Source organism: Blastococcus sp. SYSU D00695 (assembly GCF_054050555.1).
Genome location: NZ_JBJGZP010000005.1, coordinates 50,317 through 75,469 on the forward strand (window position 1 = coordinate 50,317; position 25,153 = coordinate 75,469).

General features: G+C 75.5%; 20 protein-coding genes. 3 read left to right on the top strand and 17 right to left on the bottom strand.

What is annotated here, in order from left to right:
* Positions 1–3: 3 nt before the first annotated feature.
* From gap to kdpF, 10 genes are all read right to left on the bottom strand, one after another.
* Positions 4–1,008, bottom strand: a complete 1,005-nt coding sequence (gene gap, locus ACI781_RS04960) for a type I glyceraldehyde-3-phosphate dehydrogenase (RefSeq protein WP_456564962.1) — start codon at positions 1,006–1,008, stop codon at positions 4–6.
* 190 nt (positions 1,009–1,198) lie between these two features.
* A complete protein-coding gene (gene whiA / locus ACI781_RS04965) occupies positions 1,199–2,173 on the bottom strand; it encodes a DNA-binding protein WhiA (RefSeq protein WP_456564963.1) in 975 nt (324 codons plus the stop codon).
* Positions 2,174–2,400: 227 nt separating this feature from the next.
* Positions 2,401–3,357, bottom strand: coding sequence for a gluconeogenesis factor YvcK family protein (locus tag ACI781_RS04970; RefSeq protein WP_456564964.1), 957 nt, complete (start codon positions 3,355–3,357; stop codon positions 2,401–2,403).
* Entirely contained in the window at positions 3,357–4,289 is a 933-nt protein-coding gene (rapZ, locus tag ACI781_RS04975) for an RNase adapter RapZ (protein WP_456564965.1), read from the bottom strand. Before rapZ ends, ACI781_RS04970 begins: the two co-directional genes overlap by 1 nt.
* Positions 4,286–6,337, bottom strand: a complete 2,052-nt coding sequence (uvrC, locus tag ACI781_RS04980; RefSeq protein ID WP_456564966.1) for an excinuclease ABC subunit UvrC — start codon at positions 6,335–6,337, stop codon at positions 4,286–4,288. The genes rapZ and uvrC overlap by 4 nt, the downstream gene beginning before the upstream one ends.
* Before the next feature lie 154 nt (positions 6,338–6,491).
* Positions 6,492–6,800, bottom strand: a complete 309-nt coding sequence (locus ACI781_RS04985; protein ID WP_456564967.1) for a hypothetical protein — start codon at positions 6,798–6,800, stop codon at positions 6,492–6,494.
* A gap of 88 nt (positions 6,801–6,888) precedes the next feature.
* Positions 6,889–7,497 (bottom strand): potassium-transporting ATPase subunit KdpC, encoded by a 609-nt coding sequence (gene kdpC / locus ACI781_RS04990; protein WP_456564968.1) that lies wholly within the window; start codon positions 7,495–7,497, stop codon positions 6,889–6,891.
* Positions 7,497–9,551, bottom strand: a complete 2,055-nt coding sequence (gene kdpB / locus ACI781_RS04995) for a potassium-transporting ATPase subunit KdpB (RefSeq protein ID WP_456564969.1) — start codon at positions 9,549–9,551, stop codon at positions 7,497–7,499. The genes kdpC and kdpB overlap by 1 nt, the downstream gene beginning before the upstream one ends.
* A complete protein-coding gene (gene kdpA / locus ACI781_RS05000; protein WP_456564970.1) occupies positions 9,548–11,209 on the bottom strand; it encodes a potassium-transporting ATPase subunit KdpA in 1,662 nt (553 codons plus the stop codon). Before kdpA ends, kdpB begins: the two co-directional genes overlap by 4 nt.
* The gene (gene kdpF / locus ACI781_RS05005; RefSeq protein WP_456564971.1) at positions 11,209–11,301 is read right to left on the bottom strand and encodes a K(+)-transporting ATPase subunit F; all 93 of its coding nucleotides are present in this window, start codon (positions 11,299–11,301) and stop codon (positions 11,209–11,211) included. Before kdpF ends, kdpA begins: the two co-directional genes overlap by 1 nt.
* Positions 11,302–11,594: 293 nt before the next feature.
* Here kdpF and ACI781_RS05010 point away from each other — a divergent pair, with 293 nt between their 5' ends.
* Positions 11,595–14,177, top strand: coding sequence for an ATP-binding protein (locus ACI781_RS05010; protein ID WP_456564972.1), 2,583 nt, complete (start codon positions 11,595–11,597; stop codon positions 14,175–14,177).
* The gene (locus ACI781_RS05015) at positions 14,174–14,848 is read left to right on the top strand and encodes a response regulator (RefSeq protein WP_456564973.1); all 675 of its coding nucleotides are present in this window, start codon (positions 14,174–14,176) and stop codon (positions 14,846–14,848) included. Before ACI781_RS05010 ends, ACI781_RS05015 begins: the two co-directional genes overlap by 4 nt.
* Before the next feature lie 45 nt (positions 14,849–14,893).
* Here ACI781_RS05015 and uvrA read toward each other — a convergent pair whose 3' ends face one another.
* Together uvrA and ACI781_RS05025 are read right to left on the bottom strand one after the other, a co-directional pair.
* Positions 14,894–17,785, bottom strand: coding sequence for an excinuclease ABC subunit UvrA (gene uvrA, locus ACI781_RS05020; RefSeq protein ID WP_456564974.1), 2,892 nt, complete (start codon positions 17,783–17,785; stop codon positions 14,894–14,896).
* Positions 17,786–17,855: 70 nt separating this feature from the next.
* Positions 17,856–19,307: an amidase gene (locus ACI781_RS05025; protein WP_456564975.1), complete on the bottom strand. Its 1,452-nt coding sequence runs from the start codon at positions 19,305–19,307 to the stop codon at positions 17,856–17,858.
* A 48-nt stretch (positions 19,308–19,355) separates the two neighbouring features.
* Between ACI781_RS05025 and ACI781_RS05030 the strand changes: the two genes are divergently transcribed.
* Entirely contained in the window at positions 19,356–20,024 is a 669-nt protein-coding gene (locus ACI781_RS05030; RefSeq protein WP_456564976.1) for an MBL fold metallo-hydrolase, read from the top strand.
* A 4-nt stretch (positions 20,025–20,028) separates the two neighbouring features.
* On the opposite strand, the gene ACI781_RS05035 is transcribed toward ACI781_RS05030, so the two are convergent.
* From ACI781_RS05035 to ACI781_RS05055, 5 genes are read right to left on the bottom strand one after another with little or no spacing between them, the layout of a single operon-like run.
* Positions 20,029–20,364 carry a hypothetical protein gene (locus ACI781_RS05035; protein WP_456564977.1) on the bottom strand — a complete coding sequence of 112 codons (336 nt, stop codon included), beginning with the start codon at positions 20,362–20,364 and terminating at the stop codon, positions 20,029–20,031.
* A gap of 9 nt (positions 20,365–20,373) precedes the next feature.
* A complete protein-coding gene (locus tag ACI781_RS05040; protein ID WP_456564978.1) occupies positions 20,374–22,314 on the bottom strand; it encodes a S9 family peptidase in 1,941 nt (646 codons plus the stop codon).
* 25 nt (positions 22,315–22,339) lie between these two features.
* Positions 22,340–23,443: a TerC family protein gene (locus tag ACI781_RS05045; protein ID WP_456564979.1), complete on the bottom strand. Its 1,104-nt coding sequence runs from the start codon at positions 23,441–23,443 to the stop codon at positions 22,340–22,342.
* An 11-nt stretch (positions 23,444–23,454) separates the two neighbouring features.
* Positions 23,455–24,015, bottom strand: a complete 561-nt coding sequence (locus ACI781_RS05050) for a hypothetical protein (protein WP_456564980.1) — start codon at positions 24,013–24,015, stop codon at positions 23,455–23,457.
* Positions 24,012–25,148 (bottom strand): TerC family protein, encoded by a 1,137-nt coding sequence (locus tag ACI781_RS05055; RefSeq protein ID WP_456564981.1) that lies wholly within the window; start codon positions 25,146–25,148, stop codon positions 24,012–24,014. Before ACI781_RS05055 ends, ACI781_RS05050 begins: the two co-directional genes overlap by 4 nt.
* Positions 25,149–25,153: the final 5 nt, after the last annotated feature.

Below are 25,153 nucleotides of genomic sequence, written 5' to 3' on the forward strand. Positions count from 1 at the left end.
GCGTCAGAGCGAGGCGCCGACGAGCTCGACGGAGTCCACGAGCCGGTTCGAGTAGCCCCACTCGTTGTCGTACCAGCCGAGCACCTTCACCATGGGCCCGAAGACCTTGGTCAGGCCCGCGTCGTAGATGCACGAGTGCGGGTCGGTGACGATGTCGCTGGAGACGATCGGCGCGTTCGTGTACTTGAGGTAGCCCTTGAGCGGGCCCTCGGCGGCCTCGCGGTAGGCGGCGTCGATCTGGTCGGCGGTCGCCTCGCGGGACAGCTGCACGGTGAGGTCGGTCGCGGAGCCGGTCGGCACCGGCACCCGGACGGCGTAGCCGTCGAGCTTGCCGTTGAGCTCGGGCAGCACCAGGCCGATCGCCTTGGCCGCACCGGTCGAGGTGGGCACCATGTTCAGGGCGGCGGCGCGGGCGCGGCGCAGGTCCTTGTGCGGGCCGTCCTGCAGGTTCTGGTCGGCGGTGTAGGCGTGGATCGTCGTCATCAGGCCGCGCTCGATGCCGAAGGCGTCGTGCAGCACCTTGGCCAGCGGGGCCAGGCAGTTCGTGGTGCAGGACGCGTTGCTGATGATCGTCTGGCTGCCGTCGTACTTCTCGTGGTTGACGCCCATGACGATCGTCAGGTCGTCGCCGGAGGCCGGCGCCGAGATGATGACCTTCTTGGCGCCACCGGCGTCGACGTGCTTGCGCGCGTCGTCGGCCTTGGTGAAGAAGCCGGTGGACTCCACGACGACGTCGACGCCCAGGTCGCCCCAGGGCAGTGCGGCCGGGTCGCGCTCGGAGAGGACCTTGATCGTCGCGCCGCCGACGCGGATGCCGTCGTCGGTGGCCTCCACCTCCTGCGGCAGGACACCGAGGATGCTGTCGTACTGGAGCAGGTGGGCCAGGGTCGCCGGGCTGGTGAGGTCGTTCACCGCCACGATCTCGATGTCCTTGCCACTGGCGGCCGCGGCCCGCCAGAAGTTGCGGCCGATGCGCCCGAAGCCGTTGATGCCGACCCGTACCGTCACTGCTGGACCTCCCGAGATCCCGTCGCTTGCGGCGGCGACCGTGCGGGTTCGCCCGGCCGCGCGTCCCCGGCGAGCCTATCGGCACCGCGGTCCGGCCTCGTCCGCGGTGCGGCGACCCGGCCGCGGACGTGACCCGCACGGGGGACCCGGACCGCCCGGGCGGGCAGCCGGGGGCCTCAGGCGGCCGGCGTCACTGGGCGAGCATGTCGTCGGTGACGACCGATTCGGTGTCGGGGATGCCGAGGTCCTTGGCCCGCTTGTCGGCCATGGCCAGCAGCCGGCGGATGCGGCCGGCGACGGCGTCCTTGGTCATCGGCGGGTCCGCGCGCTGCCCCAGCTCCTCCAGCGACGCCTGCCCGTGCTCCAGGCGAAGCCGGCCCGCGACCAGCAGGTGCTCGGGCGCCTCGGTGCCGAGGATCTCCAGGGCCCGCTCGACGCGGGCGCTGGCCGCGACCGCGGCGCGCGCGGACCGGCGCAGGTTGGCGTCGTCGAAGTTGGCCAGGCGGTTGGCGGTGGCGCGGACCTCGCGCCGCATCCGCCGCTCCTCCCAAGCCAGGACGGCGTCGTGCGCGCCCATGCGGGTGAGCAGGGCGCTGATCGCGTCGCCGTCGCGGACGACGACCCGGTCGGCGCCGCGGACCTCGCGGGCCTTGGCGGCGATGCCCAGCCGGCGGGCGGCGCCGACCAGGGCCATGGCCGCCTCGGGGCCGGGGCAGGTCACCTCCAGCGAGGAGGACCGGCCGGGCTCGGTGAGGGAGCCGTGCGCCAGGAAGGCCCCGCGCCAGGCGGCCTCGGCGTCGCCGATGCCGCCGGAGACGACCGACGGCGGCAGCCCGCGGACCGGGCGGCCGCGCTGGTCGACCAGGCCGGTCTGGCGGGCCAGCCCCTCGCCGTGCTTGGCGATGCGGACCAGGTACCGGACACCGCGGCGGATGTTGCCGCCGGCGAGGACGCTGACCCCGCTGGTGTAGCCGTAGACCTCGCTGATGTCGCGGCGCAGGCGGCGGGCCACCGAGCCGGTGTCCAGCTCGGCCTCGATGACGACCCGGCCGCCCACGATGTGCAGGCCACCGGAGAAGCGCAGCAGCGCGGTCACCTCCGCCTTGCGCTCGGAGGTCCGCGAGCACTCCACGCGGGAGAGCTCGTCCTTCACCATCGCGGTCATCGCCACGTCGTCCACCCCCGCCCGGCCACCGCGCGACCGTCCGTTCCCCCCGAGGTCATCGCCAGCTCGTCCTCCCGCAGCACGGGGGACGCCGCGCCCGTCCCCCGGGTCCCTGCCTCCTCAGGCGCCATGTACGGCGTCCCCTCCCCCTCGTCCGACCGTCCCCGCACGGAGCGGTCCGTCCCGGGACGCGATCCTCCCGGTACCCGGCCCTCGATCGCCAACCGTCAGGTCCCGACCACGTCGGCCAGTGCCGCCGAGAGGCGCCCCGGGTCGTGCCGTGGCGCGCCGTCCGGCTCGGCCACGGGGGCCAGCACCAGCTCGGCGCCGCACTCGCGGACCGCTGACAGCAGACCACAGTGGTCAACCACCGAGTCGACATCGGCGATCACGGTGTGCAGCGCCACTCCGCCCAGGTGGGCCTGCAGCACGCGGAGGTGCTCCTCCGGGGAGAACCCGTCGGTCTCCCCCGGCTGTGGTTCGAGGTTGAGGACGACGACCACCTTCGCGCGGCTCTCGACGAGCGCGGCGCGCAGCCGCGGCACCAGCAGGTGCGGCAGGACCGAGGTGAACCAGGAGCCCGGGCCCAGCGAGACCACGTCCGCTGCGGCGATCGCCTCGAGCACGGCCGGGTGCACCGGCGGGTCGGCCGGCGAGAGGAGGATGTCGCGGACGCGTCCGGGGGTGGCGGCGATCGCGACCTGGCCGCGGATCGTGCGCGTGCGGGCCGGGTCGTCCGGGTCCACGGTCTCCACGCGGGCCACGAGGTCCAGCGGGACGTCGGCCATGGGCAGCACCCGCCCGCAGGTCCCCAGCAGCTCGCCGAGGCTGTCCAGGGCCCGCACGGTGTCGCCGCCGTGCAGCTCCACCAGGCCGGTGAGGACCAGGTTGCCCACGGGGTGCCCGGCGAGGACGCCGGTGCCGCCCAGCCGGTGCTGCAGCAGCGCGGTCATCTCCGCGCGCCGGCCGTCGTCGTCGGCCAGGGCGGCCAGCGCCATCCGCAGGTCGCCGGGGGGCAGCACGGGCATCTCGCGGCGGATCCGCCCGGAGGAGCCGCCGTCGTCGGCCACGGTGACCACGGCCGTCAGCTCCGGGGTCAGCCGCCGCCACGCGCCCAGGGCCGCGGCGAGGCCGTGCCCCCCGCCGAAGGCGACCACCCGCGGCGGGGACCCGGGGGCGCCCACTACTCGCGCCCCAGGTCGCGGTGCTGGGCCACGGCCTGGACGCCGTCGGCGCGCAGCCGGCGGGCGAACTCCTCGGTGATGGCGACGCTGCGGTGCTTGCCGCCGGTGCAGCCGACGGCGAGCGTGAGGTAGCGCTTGCCCTCGCGGCGGTACCCGGGGATGAGCAGCCGCAGCACGTCGGTGTAGCGGTCGAGGAACGGCCCGGCGTCGGCCTGGCCGAGCACGTAGTCCCGGACGTCGGCGTCGCGGCCGGTGTGCTGGCGCAGCTCGGGGACCCAGTGCGGGTTGGGCAGGAACCGGGCGTCGACGACGAGGTCGGCGTCCAGCGGCAGCCCGTACTTGAACCCGAAGCTGAGGACGGTCGCGGTCAGCGGCGGGGCCTGCCCCTCGCGGGCGAAGGCGTTCTCCAGCGTCGCACGCAGCTGGTGGACGTTGAGGTCGCTGGTGTCCACCCACAGGTCGGCGTCCCCGGCGATGCCGGTGAGCAGGGCCCGCTCGGCGGCGATGCCGTCGATGAGCCGACCGCTGCCCTGCAGGGGGTGCTCGCGGCGGTTGGACTCGTACCGGCGGACCAGCACCTCGTCGCGGGCGTGCACGTAGAGCACGCGGGGCCGGTGGCCCGCGCCGGCCAGCGCCCGGATCGACTCCTGCAGGTCGCTGGAGAAGGCCCGGCTGCGCACGTCGACGATCGCGGCGAACCGGCGCAGGTCGCCGCGGGCGCCGAGCTCGACCATGGGCTGCAGGAGCGCCGGGGGCAGGTTGTCCACGACGTAGAAGCCGAGGTCCTCCAGCACCCGCCCGGCGCTGTTCTTGCCCGCGCCGGACAGCCCGGTGACGACGACGACGTCCAGGGGTGCGGTCTCGGTGCTGGTCGGGTCCGCGGGCGGGGCGACGTCGCGCTGCGGCCCGGACCCCTCCGGCGGCTGCGTCACGAGGCCACCCCCGCGACGCGGCCGACCTCGGGGGTGCCACCGGCGCCGGGCCGCGGGGTGCCCCGCTCGGCGGGGCCGGACGGCGCGAGCGTCGACTCGGCCGCCGCGTCCTGCTCCTCCCCCGCGCCCGGGGCGGTGCCCGGCTCCGCCACCGCGGCCATCACGGCCTCGGCGGTGCGCCGGCCGATGCCCTGTACCTCCATGAGCTCCTCCAGGGAGGCGGCGCGCAGCCGCTTGAGAGAACCGAAGCGCTTCAGCAGCGCCTTGCGGCGGGTGTCGCCGAGGCCCGGGACGTCGTCCAGCAGGGAGACGAGCATCCCGGCCGACCGCTTCTGCCGGTGGTAGGTGACCGCGAAGCGGTGCGCCTCGTCGCGGACCCGCTGCAGCAGGTAGAGCGCCTCCGAGGTGCGCGGCAGGATCACCGGGTCGGCCTCGTTCGGCAGCCAGACCTCCTCCATGCGCTTGGCCAGGCCGCACACGGCGACGTCGACGACGCCGAGCTCGTCCAGCGACCGGGCGGCGGCGGCGACCTGCGGGGCGCCGCCGTCGACCACGAGCAGGTTCGGCGGGTAGGCGAACCGGCGGGGGCGGCCCTCCTCGGCGGCCACCCCCTGCTCGTCCTTCCGGTCGGCCTCCTCCTTGAGGTGCCGGGCGAAGCGGCGGCGGACGACCTCGGCCATCGCGGCGGTGTCGTCGGTGCCGTGGGTGACCGAGAAGCGGCGGTAGTCCGACTTCTTCGCCAGGCCGTCCTCGAACACGACCATCGAGGCGACGACGTTGGTGCCCTGCACGTGCGAGACGTCGATGCACTCGATCCGCAGCGGCGCCTCCGGCAGTTCCAGGGCCTCCTGCAGCTCCGACAGGGCCAGCGAGCGGGCCGTGAGGTCGCTGGAGCGCTTCACCCGGTGCCGGGCGAAGGCCTCCTTGGCGTTGCGCTCGACGGTCTCCATCAGCGAGCGCTTGTCGCCGCGCTGGGGCACCCGCAGGCTCACCCGGCTGCCGCGCAGCTCGCTGAGCAGCTCCTCGTAGACGTCGGCGTCGGCCGGGAGCTCCGGGACCAGCACCTCGCGGGGCACGGTCTCCCCCGCCTCGACGGCGCCGGTCTGCTCGTCGACGCCGCCGTAGACCTGCAGCAGGAACTGCTCGACCAGCTCGCCGGTGCCGATCTCCTCGACCTTGTCGATGATCCAGCCGCGCTGGCCGCGGACCCGCCCGCCGCGCACGTGGAAGACCTGCACGGCGGCCTCGAGGTCGTCCTGGGCGAAGGCGACCACGTCGGCGTCGGTGCCGTCCCCGAGGACGACGGCCTGCTTCTCCATCGCGCGGTTGAGGGCGCCGATGTCGTCGCGGATCCGCGCGGCCCGCTCGTACTCCATCGCCTGCGCGGCCTCGCCCATCTCCCGCTCGAGGCGCTTGACCATGAGGTCGGTCCGGCCGGCCATGAAGTCGCAGAAGTCGTCGACGATCCGCCGGTGCTCCTCGGCGCTGACCCGGCCGACGCACGGCGCTGAGCACTTGCCGATGTAGCCCAGCAGGCACGGCCGGCCGATCTGCCCGGCCCGCTTGAACACGCCCGTGGAGCAGGTGCGCGCGGGGAAGACGCGGGTCAGGGTGTCGAGGGTCTCCCGGATGGCCCAGGCGTGGGCGTAGGGCCCGAAGTACCGCACGCCCTTGCGCTTGGGGCCGCGCATCACCTGCAGCCGCGGGTACTCCTCGTCCAGCGTCACGGCCAGCGACGGGTAGCTCTTGTCGTCGCGGTAGCGGACGTTGAACCGCGGGTCGAACTCCTTGATCCAGTTGTACTCGAGCTGGAGGGCCTCGACCTCGGTGCCGACGACGGTCCACTCCACGCTCGCGGCGGTGGTGACCATCTGCCGGGTGCGCGGGTGCAGGCCGGCGACGTCGGCGAAGTAGCTGTTCAGCCGCTGCCGGAGGCTCTTGGCCTTGCCGACGTAGATGACGCGGCCGTTCGGGTCCCGGAACCTGTAGACCCCCGGCGACTCCGGGATGCTGCCGACCGCCGGGCGGTACGAGGACGGGTCGGGCATGCCTCCACCCTAGGTCGCGGGGCCGACACGCCGTGCCGCGGCGGACCCGTCCGTCCCACGCGCCCCACCCGCCCGGCGGTTCGGGCGCGCGCGACGGCGGAGCGGGGCCCGCGGGCCCCGCTCCGCCGTCGCGTGGTGCGGTCGGCGCCCGGCCTCAGCCGACCGGCTGCGAGCGCCGCACCGCGACCGCGGTCGGCACCCGGGCGGCCACCGCCGAGACGCCCCGGGCCAGCAGGCGCACCAGCCGGCGACCGAGCGCGACGGCCGCGAGCAGCCCGACCGGCACGGCGACGAGGTCGAACGCGTCGGACACGACGTCCTTGGTGACGACGAGCAGCGACAGCGCGAGCACGCCGACCAGCAACGCGGCGGACAGCAGCCCGGAACCGGGCCGGCTCTTCCCCTGCCACGGCTGGCCGCAGTGGCTCATGTCCGGGTCGCAGTCGGGCGTGAGTGCGCTCATCGCGGCCTCCTCGCGAGGGCAGCAGCCACTGCCCCGGTGACGTCGGTCACACGGAGCGTACGCCGGTCGTGACCTGTCTCACAAGTCGTCAGCCGGCGCGCCCGAGGGTCCGGTCCAGCGCCAGGTTCAGCTCCAGCACCCGCACGTGCGGGGCACCGATGAACCCGAGGTCCCGGCCGGCCGTCGCGTCGTCCACCAGCCGCCGGACCGCCGCCGGGTCCACCCCGCGGGCGGCCGCCACCCGGTCGACCTGGATCGCGGCGTACGCGGGCGAGATGTCGGGGTCCAGGCCCGACGCGGAGGCCGTGACCGCGTCCGGCGGGACGTCGGCGGGGTCGACGCCCTCCCGCTGCGCCACCTCGGCCCGGCGCTGCCGGACCAGCTCGGCGAGCTCGGCGGAGTTCGGCCCGAGGTTCGACCCGCCCGACGCCGTGCCGCCGTACCCGGGAGCCGACGGGCGGGTCTGGAAGTACTGCGGCAGCGCCTCCCCCGCCGCGTCGGTGAACGCCTGGCCGACCAGTGCGGAGCCGACCACCTGCCCGCCGACCTCGACCAGCGAGCCGTCGGCCCGGCCGGGCGCCACGAGCTGGGCCACGCCGGTGACCGCCAGGGGGTAGGCCAGGCCGAGCACGGCGGTGGCGACGAGGAGGAGCCGGACGGCGGCCGCCAGCTGGCGGCCCGTGCGCAGGGCAGGCATCACGCGATCCCGGGGACGAGAGAGACGAGCAGGTCGACGAGCTTGATCCCGGCGAACGGGGCGAGGACGCCGCCGACGCCGTAGACCAGCAGGTTGCGGCGCAGCACCGCCTCGGCCGGGCCGGGCCGGAACCGCACGCCCCGCAGGGCCAGCGGCACCAGGGCGACGATCACCAGGGCGTTGAACACGACCGCGGAGAGGATCGCCGACTGCGGCGAGGCCAGCCGCATGACGTTGAGCGCGTCCAGCCCCGGCAGCGCGCCGGCGAACATCGCCGGCAGGATCGCGAAGTACTTCGCCAGGTCGTTGGCGATCGAGAAGGTCGTCAGCGCCCCGCGGGTCACCAGCAGCTGCTTGCCGATCCGCACGACCTCGATGAGCTTCGTCGGGTCGGAGTCCAGGTCGACCATGTTCCCGGCCTCCTTGGCCGCGGTCGTCCCGGTGTTCATGGCGACGCCGACGTCGGCCTGGGCGAGCGCGGGGGCGTCGTTGGTGCCGTCGCCGGTCATCGCGACCAGCCGGCCGCCCTCCTGCTCGCGCCGGATCAGGGCCAGCTTGTCCTCGGGGGTGGCCTCGGCGAGGACGTCGTCCACCCCGGCCTCCGCGGCGATGGCGCGGGCGGTGCGCTCGTTGTCGCCGGTGACCATCACGGTGCGGATGCCCATCCGGCGCAGCTCGGCGAAGCGCTCCCGCATGCCCGGCTTGACGACGTCGGCCAGCCGGACGACGCCCAGCACGCGCGCGCCGTTCGGGCCGTGCTCGGCCAGGACGAGCGGGGTGCCGCCCGCGGCGGAGACCCGGTCGACGTCCTCGGCCACCGCCGGCGGGACGGCGCCGCCGAGGGCCCGCACCCAGCCGGTGACGGCGCCCGCGGCGCCCTTGCGCAGGGTCCGGCCGCCGGCCAGGTCGACGCCGCTCATGCGGGTCTGCGCCGTGAACGGGACGAACTCCGCCCCCGCCGGGGCCCCGCCGGCGCCCGGCCCCCACCGCTCCTCCGCGAGGACGACGACGCTGCGCCCCTCGGGCGTCTCGTCGGCCAGCGACGCCAGCCGGGCGGCGTCGGCCACCTCGCGCTCACCGACCCCCGGTGCCGGCAGGAACTCCGCGGCCTGCCGGTTGCCGAGCGTGATGGTGCCCGTCTTGTCCAGCAGCAGGGTGTCCACGTCGCCGGCGGCCTCGACGGCGCGGCCGCTGGTCGCCAGCACGTTGCGCTGCACCAGCCGGTCCATGCCGGCGATGCCGATGGCCGACAGCAGCGCGCCGATGGTGGTCGGGATCAGGCACACCACCAGGGCGATGAGCACGATCGTCCGCTGCCCGGCGCCGGCCGACAGCGCAATCGGCTGCAGCGTGACCACGGCCAGCAGGAACACCACCGTGAGCGAGCTGAGCAGGATGTCCAGCGCGATCTCGTTCGGTGTCCGCTGCCGCTGCGCGCCCTCGACGAGGGCGATCATCCGGTCGACGAAGGTCTCCCCGGGCCGGCTGGTGATCTCCACGACGATCCGGTCCGACAGCACCGTCGTCCCGCCGGTCACCGCGCAGCGGTCGCCGCCGGACTCCCGGATCACCGGCGCGGACTCCCCGGTGATGGCGGACTCGTCGACGCTGGCGATGCCCTCGACGACGTCGCCGTCGCCGGGGACCACCTGCCCGGCGGTGACGACGACGCGGTCGCCCGGGCGCAGGTCGGCCGCGGGCACCTGCGTGCCGTCGAGCCGGATCGCGACGGTGGTGGTGCGGGCCCGGCGCAGCGTGGCGGCCTGCGCCTTGCCGCGCCCCTCGGCCACCGCCTCGGCGGCGTTGGCGAACAGGACCGTCAGCCAGAGCCAGCCGGTGACCAGCCAGGCGAACACCGAGGGGTCGGCGACGGCCAGCACCGTCGAGAACACCGACCCGACCCAGACCACGAACACGACGGGCTGGCGCACCAGGCCGCGGGGGTCGAGCTTGCGGACGGCGCCCGCGAGCGCCGGCCCCCACTCGACGGCCGGCCGCCGGGGCCCGCGGGGCTGGACCGGAGGCGCGGGGGGCCGCTCCAGGACGGTGGTCATGACAGTCCTTCCGCGATCGGCCCGAGCGAGAGCACGGGCAGGTAGGTGAGGCCGACGACCACGAGGACGACGGCGCCCAGCAGGCCGGCGAACAGCGGCCGGTGGGTGGGGAGGGTCCCGGCGGTCACGGGGGCCCGCCCCTGGGCGGCGAGCCGGCCGGCCAGGGCGAGCACGAGCACGATCGGCAGGAACCGGCCGAACGCCATGGCGAGCCCGAGGGCGACGTCGTAGAAGGGCGTGCCCGCCGTGAGCCCGGCGAAGGCCGAGCCGTTGTTGTTGGCCGCCGAGGTGAAGGCGTAGAGCACCTCGGACAGCCCGTGCGGTCCGTCGTCCTGGATCCCGGCGCGGCCGGCGCCGGTGGACGTCGCGACCGCGGTGCCGACGAGCACCAGCGCCGGGGTGGCCAGCACGTACAGCGAGGCCAGCGTCATCTCCCGGCGGCCCAGCTTCTTGCCCAGGTACTCCGGCGTCCGCCCGACCATGAGCCCGGCGACGAACACCGTGACCACGGCGAGCACGAGCATCCCGTACAGGCCGGAGCCGACACCGCCGGGCGCGACCTCGCCCAGCATCATGTCCGCCATCGTCAGCAGGCCGCCGGCGGGCGTGAAGCTGTCGTGCGCCGCGTTGACCGCGCCGGTCGAGGTGAGTGTCGTGGCGGCGCCGAACAGCGCCGAGAGCGGGCCACCGAAGCGGACCTCCTGGCCCTCCATCGCCGCCCCGGCCAGCTGGGTCGCCGCTCCCCCGGCCCGGGCCTGGGCCCAGGTGGTGAGCGTGAGCGAGGCGGCGGCCAGGCCGGCCATCACCCCGGCGATGGCCAGGCCCTGCCGCCGGTCGCCCACCATCCGCCCGAAGGTGCGCGGCAGGGAGAACGGGATGAGCAGCATCAGGAAGACCTGGAACAGCGACACCCAGGCGGTCGGGCCCTCGAAGGGGTGCGCCGAGTTGGCGTTGAAGAAGCCGCCGCCGTTGGTGCCCAGCACCTTGATCGCCTCCTGCGAGGCCACCGGACCGCCGGGCAGGGTCTGCGCGGCCCCGGCGACCGTCGCCGCGTCCGTGCCCGACGACAGGCCCTGGACGACGCCGCCGAGCACCATCACCAGCGCGGCCACGACCGACAGCGGCAGCAGCAGGCGCGTGACGGCGCGGGTGAGGTCGACCCAGAAGTTGCCCAGGACGTCGGTGCGGCTGCGGGCGAACCCGCGCACCAGCGCGATCGCCACGGCGATGCCGACGGCGGCGGAGACGAAGTTCTGCACCGCCAGGCCGGCCATCTGGACCAGCGGGCCCATCGTCGACTCGCCCGCGTAGCCCTGCCAGTTCGTGTTGGTGACGAAGCTGACGGCGGTGTTCCACGCCGAGTGCGGCTCGACCGCGCCCCGGCCCCCGGACCCCGGGAGGAGGCCCTGCACCCGCTGCAGCAGGTACAGCAGCAGGACGCCGACCACCGAGAAGGCCAGCACGCTGCGCAGGTACACCGGCCAGCGCTGCTCGGCGTCCGCGTCGACGCCCACGGCCCGGTGGACCAGCCGCTCGACGCGCCAGTGCCGCGCGTCGGTGAAGACGCGGGCCATCCAGTCCCCCAGCGGGCGGTGCACCGCGACCAGCGCCACCACCAGCACCGCCACCTGCAGCCACCCCGCGGTGGTCGCGCTCATCAGAACCGCTCCGGGAACAGCAGCGCGGCGAGCAGGTACAGCACCAGCGCCACCGCCACGCCGAGCCCGACCCACTGGGCGACGTCGCTCACCGGTCCCCGCCCCCGCCGCACACCCCGCCGCTCACAGCCGCTCGACCCCTCGGGCGGCCAGCGCCAGCAGCCCGGAGACCCCCAGCGTCAGCAGCACGGACACCACGTCACCCACGGCGCACGACCTCGTTCCGTCCCGGCGGGGGCGCCGTCGCCACCCGCACCGGGCCGCGACGCTAGGAGCGCCCGCGGGCCGTGCGGGGGCTCTTGACGGGGTCCTGACGCCGGCTCCTTCCCTCCTTGACGGGATCCTGACGCCGCGGCGCCCCGGCGCGACCCGGGAGCGGGTGATCATGGACGTCATGACCCCGGCCGGCCGCCCCCGCGGCACCCTGCGCGTCTACCTGGGGGCGGCGCCCGGTGTCGGCAAGACGTACGCGGTGCTCGGCGAGGCGCGCCGGCGGGCGGCCCGCGGCGCCGACGTCGTGGTCGGGCTCGTGGAGACGCACGGCCGGCCGCGCACGCGGGAGCAGCTCGAGGGCCTGGAGGTGCTGCCGCGCCGCCGGGTCGGCCACCGCGGCGTGCTGCTGGAGGAGCTCGACGTCGAGGCGGTGCTCGCCCGCCGTCCCGAGATCGTCGTCGTCGACGAGCTGGCGCACGCCAACGCGCCCGGCTCGCGGCACGAGAAGCGCTGGCAGGACGTCGAGCAGCTGCTGGAGGCGGGCATCAGCGTGCTGACCACCGTCAACGTGCAGCACCTGGAGAGCCTCACCGACGTCGTCGCCGCGATCACCGGCGTGGTGCAGCAGGAGACCGTCCCCGACGAGGTGGTCCGCCGCGCCGACCAGGTGGAGCTCGTCGACATGTCCCCGGAGGCGCTGCGGCGGCGGCTCGCGCACGGCAACGTCTACCCGGCGGAGCGGGTGGACGCCGCCCTGGGCAACTACTTCCGGGTCGGCAACCTGACCGCGCTGCGGGAGCTGGCGCTGCTGTGGCTGGCCGACCGCGTCGACGAGGCGTTGCGCCGCTACCGCGCCGAGCACGCCATCGACGCCGTCTGGGAGGCCCGCGAGCGGGTCGTGGTCGCGCTGACCGGCGGGCCGGAGAGCGAGGACCTGGTGCGCCGGGCCGCGCGGGTGGCGCGGCGGTCGGGCGGCGAGCTGCTGGCCGTGCACGTGGTCACCCCCGACGGGCTCACCGGCGCCTCCCCCGCCGCGCTGGACGCGCTGCGCCGGCTGGCCGAGAGCCTCGGCGGCAGCTGGCACCAGGTCGTGGGCGACGACGTCGCCGCGGCGCTGCTCGACTTCGCCCGCGGCGCCGACGCCACGCAGCTCGTCGTCGGCACCAGCCGCCGCTCGGCGTGGGCGCGGGCGCTGCGCACCGGCATCGGCGGCGCGGTGGTCGCCGCGTCCGGGGACGTCGACGTGCACATCGTCCCGCACGCCGCCGCGGGCTCCCGGCGGCGCCGGCTGCCGCCGCTGACCGGCGCGCTCACCGCCCGGCGCCGCTGGGCCGGCACCGCGCTGGCCGTGGCCGGCGTCCCGCTGCTGACCGCGCTGTGCCTCGCCGCGGGGGGCGCCGTCTCGCTGCCGGTGGTGCTGCTCGCCTTCCTGCTGCTGGTGCTCGCGGTCGCGCTGGTCGGGGGGCTGCGGCCGGCACTGGTCGCCGCCGTGCTGGGCGGGCTGGCGGAGAACTGGTTCTTCGTGTCGCCCACCGGCCGGCTGACCGTGAGCAGCCCCGACGACCTGCTGGCGCTGGGCGGGGGGCTCGTCGTCGCCGTCGCCGTCGCGACCGTCGTCGACGGCTCGGCCCGCCGCGCGGCCGCCGCGGCCCGTTCCCGCGCGGAGACGTCGATGCTCGCCTCCCTGTCGCGCGCCGTGCTCGAGGGCCGGGGCGACCTCCCGGGGCTGCTGGAGCGGATCCGGGAGGGCTTCGGCCTGGCGTCGGTGACCATGGTGGAGCGGCGTCCGGGCGCGGGCCGCGGGCAGGACGCCGTCGTCGGCAGCTGCGGCGCCGCCGGGCCGGCCGACCCCGACGCGGCGACCGGCGAGGTGGCGGTCACCGAGACCCTGGTGCTGCGCTGGAGCGGGCGGGCCCTGCCGGCCGCCGACCACCGGCTCCTCGTGGCCGTCGCCGGGCAGGTGGCGGTCGCGCTGCAGCACGGGCGGCTGGCGGCGCAGGCCGCCGAGGCCGACCGGCGGGCCGCCGGCGACGAGATGCGGCGCGCGCTGCTGGCCGCGGTCAGCCACGACCTGCGCACGCCGCTGGCGGGTATCAAGGCCGCCTCCTCGGCGCTGCGGGCCGGGGGGCTGGAGCTGTCCGGCGCCGACCGCGAGGAGCTGGTGGCCACGGTCGACGAGTCCGCCGACCGGCTGACCGCCCTGGTGGACAACCTGCTCGACATGAGCCGGCTGCAGGCCGGGGTCGTCCGCCCCGCGCTCGCGGCGACCGACCTGCCCGCGGCGGCCGCCCGCGCGCTGGACGAGCTGGAGCGGCCCGACCGCGGCCGGGTCTCGGGTGCGTGGCCCGCCGAGCTGCCGGCGGTGCTGGCCGACCCGGGTCTGCTGGACCGGGTGCTGGTGAACCTGGTGGGCAACGCCGTCCGGCACGCGCCCGCGGGGCCGGTGACGATGCGCGCCGACGCGCTGGGCGACCGGGTGGAGCTGCGGGTGGCCGACCGCGGCCCGGGCGTGCCACCGGCCGACCGGGAGCGGGTGTTCGCCCCGTTCCAGCGGCTCGGCGACCGGCCCGGCGGGCACGGCGTCGGGCTGGGGCTGGCGGTGGCCCGGGGCCTCACCGAGGCGATGGGCGGCACCCTCGCCGCCGAGGACACCCCGGGGGGCGGGCTGACGATCGTGGTGTCGCTGCCGGCGGCCGGGCTCCCGGCGGGCGTCCCGGCGGCGGGGCTGTCGGCGGCCGGCGGGGTGGCGCCGTGAGCCGGGTGCTGGTCGTCGACGACGACCCCCAGCTGGCGCGTGCCCTGCGGATCACGCTGCGCGCCGCCGGCTACGAGGTGGTCGTCGCCCCCGACGGGCGGTCGGCGCTGCAGGAGGCCGCAGCGGCGCGTCCCGACGTCGTCGTCCTGGACCTGGGTCTGCCCGACCTCGACGGCACCGAGGTGCTGGCCGGGCTGCGGCCGTGGTTCGCCGGGCCGGTGCTGGTGCTGTCGGCGCGCACGGACAGCACGGACAAGGTGGAGGCGCTCGACGCCGGCGCCGACGACTACGTGACCAAGCCGTTCGACATGAGCGAGCTGCTGGCCCGGCTGCGGGCGCTGGCCCGGCGCGGGACGGCGGACCCCGGCGAGCCCGTCGTGACGACCGACGCGTTCACCGTGGACCTGGGCGCCCGGCAGGTGACCGTGGCCGGCGAGCCGGTGCGCCTCACCCCGACCGAGTGGGCGCTGCTGGCGGAGCTCGTGCGGGCGCCGGGGCGGCTGGTCGGCCAGCGGCAGCTGCTGCAGGCGGTGTGGGGGCCGGCCTACGAGCGGGAGACCCACTACCTGCGGGTCTACCTCAACCAGCTGCGCCGCAAGCTGGAGCCCGACCCGGCGCACCCGCGGTACCTGCGCACCGAGGCCGGGATGGGCTACCGCTTCACGCCCTGACCAGTGCCCGCCGCGACCCGACCCCGGGCGGCGGCGGGCACCGCGTCAGCTGGCCTTGCGGCGGGTCCGCTTCTTCGGCGCGGCGGCGGCGTCGATCGCGCCGGCGTCCAGCAGCGGCACCAGGTAGCGGCCGGTGTGGCTGGCCGGCACCGACGCGACGAACTCCGGCGGGCCCTCCGCGACGACCGTGCCGCCCCGGAAGCCGCCCTCGGGACCCATGTCGATCAGCCAGTCGCAGCTCTTGATCACGTCGAGGTTGTGCTCGATGACGACCACCGAGTTGCCCTTGTCGACCAGGCCCTGCAGCACCAGCAGCAGCTTGCGGATGTCCTCGAAGTGCAGGCCGGTGGTCGGCTCGTCGAGGACGTAGATGCTGCGGCCGTTGCTGCGCTTCTGAAGCTCGCTGGCGAGTTTCACGCGCTGGGCCTCGCCGCCGGACAGGGTGGTGGCCGGCTGGCCGAGCCGCACGTACCCGAGCCCCACGTCGGTGAGGGTGCGCAGGTAGCGGGCGATCGACGGGATCGCGGAGAAGAAGTCCGCGGCCTCCTCGATCGGCATGTCGAGGACCTCGGCGACCGTCTTGCCCTTGTAGTGCACCTCGAGGGTCTCCCGGTTGAACCGGGCGCCCTTGCACACCTCGCACGGGACGTAGACGTCCGGCAGGAAGTTCATCTCGATCTTCAGCGTGCCGTCGCCGGAGCAGGCCTCGCAGCGGCCGCCCTTGACGTTGAAGGAGAACCGGCCGGGCAGGTAGCCGCGCATCTTCGCCTCGGTGGTCTGGGCGAACAGCTTGCGGACCTGGTCCCACACCCCGGTGTAGGTCGCGGGGTTGGACCGCGGCGTGCGGCCGATCGGCGACTGGTCGACGTGCACGACCTTGTCCAGGTGCTCCAGCCCGGTGACCGTGCGGTGCCGCCCCGGCACCTGCCGGGCGCGGTTGAGCTCGTTGGCCAGCACCGTGTACAGGATGTCGTTGACCAGGCTGGACTTCCCGGAGCCGGAGACGCCGGTGACGCCCACGAGCACCCCGAGCGGGAAGGTCACGTCGACGCCCTTGAGGTTGTTCTCGCGGGCGCCCTTGACGACCAGCTCGCGGCCCGGCGTCGGCTCCCGCCGCTTCTCCGGGACGACGATCTCCTTGCGGCCGGACAGGTACTGGCCGGTCAGCGAGCGCTCGCTGGCCAGCAGGTCGGCGACCGTGCCGCTCACGACCACCTCGCCGCCGTGCTCGCCCGCGCCCGGACCGATGTCGACCACCCAGTCGGCGATCTTGATCGTGTCCTCGTCGTGCTCGACGACGATGAGGGTGTTGCCCATGTCGCGCAGACGCACGAGCGTCTCGATGAGCCGGGTGTTGTCCCGCTGGTGCAGGCCGATCGAGGGCTCGTCGAGCACGTAGAGCACCCCGACCAGGCCCGAGCCGATCTGGGTGGCCAGCCGGATCCGCTGCGCCTCGCCACCGGCCAGCGTCGCGGCGGGCCGGTCGAGGGACAGGTAGTCCAGGCCGACGTCGACCAGGAACGACAGCCGCGCCTGGATCTCCTTGAGCACGCGGTCGGCGATCGCCCGCTCCCGCTCCCCCAGCTCGAGGGCGTTCAGCCACTCCGACGCCTCGCCGATCGACAGGCCGGTGACCTCGGCGATCGACCGGTCGTTGAGCTTGACCGCGAGGATCTCGGGCTTGAGCCGGGTGCCGTGGCAGACGGGACAGGGCACGTCGCGCATGTAGCCCTCGTACTTGTCCCGCATGTACTCGCTGTCGGTGTCGTCGTGCCGGCGCTCGAGGAACGGCAGCACGCCCTCGAAGGCGGCGTAATAGCTGCGCTCGCGGCCGTAGCGGTTCTTGTAGCGGACGTGCACCTGGTCGGGCGAGCCGTGCAGCACGGCCTTCTGCACCTTGGCCGGCAGCCGCTCCCACGGGTCGTCCATGGAGAAGCCCAGCTGCTGGGAGAGGCCGGTGAGCAGGCGGGTGAAGTACTCGTTGCTCATCGACCCCGCCCACGGCGCGACGGCGCCCTGGGCGAGGCTCTTCGTCGGGTCGGGCACGACGAGCTCGGGGTCGACCTCCTTGCGGGTGCCGATGCCGGTGCACTCCGGGCAGGCGCCGAACGGCGAGTTGAACGAGAAGCTGCGCGGCTCCAGCGCCTCGAACGACAGCCCGTCGTCGACGCAGGCCAGGTGCTCGGAGAAGGTGCGCTCGCGGTGCGGGTCGTCCTCGGGCAGGTCGACGAAGTCGAGGACGACGAGGCCGCCGGCCAGCCCCAGCGCCGTCTCCACCGAGTCGGTGAGCCGCCGCTTGGCGCTCTCCTTGACCGTCAGCCGGTCGACGATCACCTCGATGGAGTGCTTCTCCTGCTTCTTGAGCTTCGGCGGCTCGGTGAGCGGGTGCACGGTGCCGTCGACCCGGACGCGGGAGAAGCCCTGGGTCTGCAGGGAGCTGAACAGGTCGACGTACTCGCCCTTGCGGGCGCGGACCACCGGCGCGAGCACCTGGAAGCGGGTGCCCTCCTCCATGGCCAGCACCTGGTCGACGATCTGCTGCGGGGTCTGCCGGGAGATCGGCTTGCCGCAGTTGGGGCAGTGCGGCTGGCCGGCGCGGGCGTAGAGCAGGCGGAGGTAGTCGTAGACCTCGGTGATCGTGCCGACGGTCGACCGCGGGTTGCGGTTGGTCGACTTCTGGTCGATCGAGACCGCGGGCGACAGGCCCTCGATGAAGTCGACGTCGGGCTTGTCCATCTGCCCGAGGAACTGGCGGGCGTAGGCCGACAGCGACTCGACGTAGCGGCGCTGGCCCTCAGCGAAGATCGTGTCGAACGCGAGGCTCGACTTGCCCGAGCCCGACAGGCCGGTGAAGACGATCAGCGCGTCGCGCGGCAGGTCGAGGTCGACGTCCTTGAGGTTGTGCTCGCGGGCGCCGCGGACGACGAGGCGGTCCATGGGTGTCCTGTCGGTCGAAGTGCTCGGTCGGTCGGCCGGGGCCGGGGTCGGCGGCGTCGGGCGACGCCGCTCAGGCGGGCGCCGCGGCCGCCGACGGGAGGGGGTCGAAGACCGGCGCGTGACGGCGCCACGGCCGTCGGCGTTCCAGCTCTCCGGCCAGCCAGAGTAGTCGTCCTTCGGCGCCCGGGGGGCCCACGAGCTGGACCGCCAGCGGCCACCCCTCGGGCCGCGTGCCGGCGGGCACCACGGCGGCCGGGACCCCGGCCAGGTTCCACGGCGAGGCGAACGGCGCCCACCGCGCATTCGCCGTGACGTTGGCGAGGAAGCCCCGCTCGTGCCAGGGCCGGGCGGCCAGCGGCGGGCCGCTGACCACCGGCGTGAGCAGCACGTCGACCGCCTCCCCACCGCCCTGCGGGTCGCCCGTGCCGGCGAAGAACTCCTCGGTGCGCCGGCGGAACCGCTCGGCTGGGCCGGGGCGCACCAGCCCCAGCCGGCGCACCCACCGCCCGAGCCGGGCGTGGGTGCGGCTGCGCGGCTCCAGCGCGGCGCGGTCGAGCCCGAGGAGGGTGGCGTCGTCCTCCGCGCCGGCGAACCACCGGGCCAGGGCGGCCAGCGCCGCCTCGGTCGGGATCACCGGGTCCCGGCGGACGACGGTGTGACCGGCCTCCTGCAGCAGCCGCGCCGTCTCCTCGACCGCCTCCCGGGCGGCCCGGTCGGCGCGCAGGCCGGCCACCGGCGAGCGCAGGCTGACCGCGACCCGCAGCGGCCGCCCCGGCGCGGGCGGGGGCGCCGGCTCCTCCCCCGCGAGCACCGCGACCGCCAGCGCCTGGTCGGCCACCGTCGTGGTGAGCGCCCCGTTCACGGCCATGCCCGACCAGTCGTCGGCGCCGATGCCGCCGGGCAGCACGCCGCGCCCCGGCTTGAGCGTGACCAGTCCGCAGGCCGCGGCGGGCAGCCGCAGCGAGCCCATGCCGTCGTTGCCGTGCGCCAGCGGGACCATGCCCGCGGCCACCGCGGCAGCGCTGCCCCCGGAGCTGCCCGCCGGGGAGCGGGCCGTGTCCCAGGGGTTGCGGGTCACCGAGCCCGCGCTGTCGGTGGACGCGTACAGGCACAGCTCGGGCACGCGGGTGATGCCGACGACCACCGCACCGGCGGCCCGCAGCCGGGCCACGACCGGGTGGTCGGCGCCCGCGGGGACCGGGTGCCCCGCCGAGGACCCGTCGGTGGCCACCTCGCCGGCCACGGCCACGTTGTCCTTGACCGCGACGGGCACGCCGGCCAGCGGCAGCCGGGCGCGGTCGGCGGACGCGTCGACCGCCGCCGCCTCCGCCAGCGCCGCCTCGCAGCGGACGACGCGGAACGCGCCCACGCGGGGCTCGACCTCGTCGACCCACGCCAGGTGGGCCCGCACGACCTCGACCGCGGAGACCGCGCCGGACCGGACCCGGGCGGCCAGCTCGGCGGCCGGCAGCCCGACCAGCGGAGGGGCGTGGGAGCCGGGCCGACCTCCGCTAGCGTCCATGCCCAGGACCGTAGCCGCGGTCGCCGACACTTTCCGGAGGAGCCCAGGATGAGCGCCGATCCGTACACCGGGGACGTCGAGGTGGGCGGCCCGGCCGCCGTCCGGGAACTGCCCGGGCTCGTCGTCACCAAGCTCGCCGTCGGCGAGATGAGCAACAACGCCTACCTGCTGCGCGATGCCGACAGAGGCGAGGCGCTGCTGGTGGACGCGGCCACCGACGCCCCCGCGCTGCTGCGGCTGGTCGGGGACGCCGACCTGCGGACCGTCGTCACCACGCACGGGCACTGGGACCACCACCGGGCGCTGCCCGAGGTCGTGGCCGCCACCGGCGCGCAGACCGTCGCCCACCCGGCCGACGCCGCCGACCTGCCCGTGCCGGTCGACCGGCCAGTGCAGCACGGGGACACCGTCCGGGTGGGCCGGCACGAGCTGGAGGTGATCCACCTGCGCGGGCACACGCCCGGCAGCATCGCCCTGCTGTGGCGCGGACCCGGCGACGCCTCCCCGCACCTGTTCACCGGCGACTGCCTGTTCCCCGGCGGCGTCGGCAACACCCAGCAGGACCCGGCGCGGTTCACCAGCCTGATCGACGACGTCGAGGAGCGGCTGTTCGCGCCCCTGCCGGACGAGACCTGGGTCTACCCCGGGCACGGCGGGGACACGACGCTGGGCGCCGAGCGGCCGCACCTGGCGGAGTGGCGCGCCCGCGGCTGGTGAACCGCTAGCGGTCGTCCACCCCGCCGTCGACCCCGCCGTCGACCGCGCCGTCGACGTCGTCGTCCTCGTCGAAGAGCTCGACCAGCTCGTCGGCGGTGCCGGCGACGTGCAGCGGCACCACCGACACCAGCCACCCGGGGCGGCGCCGGTCAACGCCGACCGCCAGGTCCCAGGCCGCGCGGGCGGTGAGCGGGCCGAAGCAGGCGTCGTCGCCGTCCTCCTCCAGCGCGACCTCGACCAGCCACGTGTCGGAGAGGTCGGCCGCGAGCTCGGCGAAGTCGGGCTCGCTGCCGTCGTCGGGCTCGGGCGAGTCGGCCTGCACGGGATAGATGAGCGCCATGGGGCGACGCTAGGGGTGCGCGGCCTCCGTGGCGACCGGCAGCCAGCGGGCCCACCAGCGCAGCAGGTGCTCGAGGCGGGCGACGCGGTTCCGGGGGCGCCCCGACCGCGGCAGGTCGTGCCCCTCCCCGGGGAACAGCAGCAGCTCCGCGGGCACCCCGCGCCGGGTCAGCGCGACGAACAGCTGCCGGCCCTGCTCGGCCGGGCAGCGCAGGTCCTCCTCGCCGTACACCAGGAGGGTGGGCGTGCTGATGGCGCCGGCGTCCGCGAGCGGGCTGCGCTCGGACCAGCGCGCGGGGTCCGGCCCGAACGCCTGCTCGACCGCGTACCAGCCGACGTCCGACGTCCCGGCGAGGCTGTGCGGCTCGAGGGGCGCCCCCTCGACGACGGCGGCGGCGAAGCGGTCGGTGCGCCCGAGCAGCAGCGCGGCCAGGTAGCCGCCGTAGCCGGCGCCCGTGACGCCGACCCGGCCGGCGTCCAGCCGCAGCCCCGGATCGGCGAGTGCGTCGTCGAGGAAGGCGAGGACGTCGTCGGCGTCGACGCTCCCCCACGCCCCGGCGACCGCGCTGGCGTGCGCCTGGCCGTAGCCCGCCGAGCCCCGCGGGTTGCACCGCAGGACCGCGTAGCCGGCGGTGACCGCCACCTGCACCTCGTCCAGCAGCGACCAGCCCGACTGGGCGAACGGGCCGCCGTGCACCGACAGCAGGACGGGGTGCGGGCCGGGCCCCCCGGGGAGCGCGACCCAGCCGTGCACCGCGGGGCCGCCGGCGGTCCGGGCGGTGCGCTCGCGCAGGCGGTGCACCCGCCCGGTCGCGCCCAGCGCCGTCCCGAAGCCGGTGAGCAGCCGCCGGCGGCCGGGGGTGATCGCCACGAGCTCCCCCGCCGACGCGTCGTGCCCGACCGTGGCGACGACGACGCCGCCGCCGGCGCCCACGCCGTGCACGGTGAACGGCCCGTCGACCAGCGCCTCGGCCTCCCCACCGCCCGGCGGCACCCGCAGCAGCTCCACGGCGCCCCGCCGGCGCACGCCGACGAGCACCCCGCCGGCGGTCACCACCGGGTGCGGCGTGCCGGGCCCGCCGGCGTCGGCCGCCGGGTCCAGCAGCGGTTCCAGCTGCCCTCCGCCGGCGGGGACGCAGCACAGCGTGCGTGCGCGGCCGGCGACGTCCAGCCCGCCCGGCCCGAGGTCGGGCACCGCCGTGACGTGGAGGACGGCGCCGTCGGGCGACCACACCGGCCGGCTGCACAGCGACCGCGTGCCGGTCACCCGCCGCAGGCCGGTGCCGTCGGGGCGGACGGCGAAGACGTCGGTGCGCAGGTCCCGGTCGGCGGTGGGGTGCCGGGCGGACACGAACGCGAGCTCGGCGCCGTCGGGACGCCAGCACACGTCGGTGCAGTCGGCCTCCCCCTCGGTCACCACCACCGGCCCGGGGACGGGGACACCGTCGTCGGCGAGGTCGTCGGGCAGGTCCAGGACGTGCACCTGGCTGGGCCGGCCGTCGACGTACCCGACGCCGTCGCGGCGGGCGCGCAGCGTGGTCACCAGGCGGGGCGCCCCCGGGTCCGCGGCCGGGCCGGTGCGCGCCGTCCAGGCGAGCCGCCGCGAGTCCGGGGACCAGACCGGCGCGCCGGCGCCGAGCGGCAGGTCGGTGAGCCGGCGGGCCGCCCCGCCCGCCGCCGGCAGGACGTGCACCTGCGGCGGGCCGTCGCCGGTGGCGCCCAGGTAGGCCAGCCAGCGCCCGTCCGGCGAGAACGCCGGGTCGGTGTCCCGGCCGCCGGAGGTGAGCGGACGGGCCGGCGCCGAGGCGTCGGTCGGCACGGCCCACAGCTGGCTGCGGTACCGGTCTCCGGCCGGGTCGGGGCGGGTGACGGCGACGACGGCGACGCGCCCGTCCGGCGCGACGGCCGGGCTGCCCGGCGTGCGCAGCAGGGCGAGGTCGTCGGGGCGCACGGGCGCCGACGCTAGCGGGCGCCGGTCAGCGGGTGCGGCGGTCGTCCCGCTCGGCGGCCGCGCTGGTCGCCTCGGCGGTGGTCGCCTCCGCGTCCGCCGACGCCGCGGGGCCGACCGCGGTGGTGCCGTCGGCGACCTCGGCCGCGTCCGGGACCGCGGCCAGCTGACCGCGGGTCTTCACGAGGCTGGCCACCGTGGCGATGAGGATGACCCCGAGGATGATCGTGAGCGACAGCCAGATGGGGATCGTCGGCACGGCCTCGATGTGCTCGCCGCCGTTGATGAACGGCAGCGTGTTCTCGTGCAGGGCCTCCATCACGAGCTTGACGCCGATGAAGGCCAGGATCACCGCCAGGCCCAGCGACAGGTACACCAGCCGCTGCAGCAGCCCGCCGAGCAGGAAGTAGAGCTGCCGCAGGCCCATGAGCGCGAACACGTTGGCCGTGAAGACGATGAACGGCTCCTTGGTGAGGCCGAAGATCGCCGGGATGCTGTCGAGGGCGAAGATCAGGTCCGTGGTCCCGAGGGCCAGGAACACGATGATCATCGGCGTCCACAGCTTCTTGCCCGCCTCGCTGACCCGCAGCTTCGCGCCGTGAAAGTCCCCGGTGATCGGCAGCACCCGGCGCATGCCGCGGATGAAGGCGTTCTCCTCGTAGTCCTCGTCCTCGCCACGGTGCCGCACCAGGTTGATCGCGGTGTACACGAGGAAGGCGCCGAAGATGTAGAAGACCCAGGTGAAGCGGGTGATCAGGGCCGCGCCCAGCAGGATGAAGATGCCGCGCAGGACCAGCGCGATGATGATCCCGACCATGAGCACCTCCTGCTGGAGGGCCCGGGGCACGCGGAACCGCGCCATGATGATCACGAACACGAACAGGTTGTCGACCGACAGCGAGTACTCGGTCAGCCAGCCCGCGTAGAACTCGGTGGCGAACTGCGAGTCGGTGATCGCCCAGAACACCGCGCCGAAGACCAGCGCCAGCCCGACGTAGAAGCCGACCCAGAGGCCCGCCTCGCGCATCGACGGCTCGTGCGGGCGGCGGGCGACGATGGCCAGGTCGGCCAGCAGCAGGACGGTGAGCCCCACGAAGGTCGCGACCTCGAACCAGACGGGGAGCTCGTGCACGCCTGGGGACTCTACGGGGCGAGGCCCCCGCCAACCTCCCGGGAGTCGTTTCCGCGACAGTCACCGGCGCGGGTGCCGGCGGCGCCCTCCAACGCCCCGGTGAGGGCCTGCGCGGCGGCGCGGAGGACTGCCGTGTCCCCGGGTCCGAGGGTGCCGACGACCCGGTCCAGGAGCCGGATCCGCAGCCCCTCGGCCTGCGCCAGGACGACCCGTCCCGCGTCGGTGACCTCGAGCTCGGTGCCACCGGCCGCCCCCGACGGCGCGCCGGGGTGCGGGCGGCGCCGGAGGAGGCCGCGGCGTACCAGGGTCTCGACCGTCGCGGCGCCCGCGTCGTCGACCTGACCGCTGCGGCGGGCGACCGCGCGCGCGGACCCGGCGCCCTCCTCGACGGCCGAGAGCGCCGCCAGCTCGCCCCGGCGCAGGCCCGTCGCCTCCTCGACCCGCCCGGCCACCCGCTCGGTGGCCCGGGCGACGTCGGCGAGCTCGTCGGCGAGCTCCAGCACCGTGCCCAGCCGACCCGGCGGCGGTGGTGTCGCCGCCGGGCGCGGACGCTCCAGCTGCGGCGCGGTCACCGGGCCCCCGGGCTCGCGTCGGCCGGCACGCCGTCGTCGTCCCGGCCGCGCACCGTCCCGGGCACGGTCCCCGTCCCGGCCGCCGGCGCGGCGCCGTCCCCGGCGGGCGTGGGGCCGCCGTCCCCGGCCACCGCGGCCGGCGGGGCGCCGGCCTCGGCGGCGCGGGTGCGCCGGTCCCGGGCGAGGCTGGCCACCGTGGTGACCAGCAGCGTCACCAGGATCACCGTGAGGGACAGCCAGGTCGGCACCTCGGGGATCGCCGTGACGTGCTCGCCGCCGTTGATGAAGGGCAGCTCGTTGGTGTGCAGCGCGTGGATGACGAGCTTGGCGCCGATGAAGCCGAGGATCACCGCGAGGCCGTAGGCCAGGTAGACCAGCCGGTCGAGCAGGCCGTCGATGAGGAAGAACAGCTGCCGCAGGCCCAGCAGCGAGAAGGCGTTGGCGGTGAAGACGAGGAACGTCTCCTGGGTGAGCCCGAAGATCGCCGGGATCGAGTCGACGGCGAACAGGACGTCGGCGCTGCCGATGGCGATGAGCGCGATCATCAGCGGGGTGATGAAGCGCTTGCCGTCGACCTTGGTGACCAGCCGGTCGGAGTGGTACTCCTCGGTCGTCGGCACGACGCGGCGGACCAGGCGCAGGACGCTGTTCTCCTCGTAGTGGTCGTCACCGCTGTGCCCGCCGCTGCGGGCCTGCACGTAGGCGGTGTAGATGAGGATCGCGCCGAACAGGTAGAAGACCCAGCTGAAGTTCTCGATGGCCGCGGCGCCGACGAGGATGAAGACGGTCCGCAGGACGAGCGCGAACGTGATGCCGAACAGCAGCACCTTCTGCTGCAGTTCCCGGGGGACCCCGAAGCTCGCCATGATCAGGACGAAGACGAAGAGGTTGTCGACCGAGAGGCTCTTCTCGGTGATGTAGCCGGCGAAGTACTCGCCGCCGTACTGCGCGCCCGAGAACCACCAGACGCCGAGCCCGAAGACGACGGCGATGCCGACGTAGGCCGCCGACCAGAGGGCCGCCTCGCGCAGCGACGGCGCGTGCGGGGTGCGCACGTGGCCGACGAAGTCGAAGGCGAGCATCGCCACGATCCCGGCGATGGTCAGGGCCCAGACCCAGGTGGGGACGTCCATGCGTG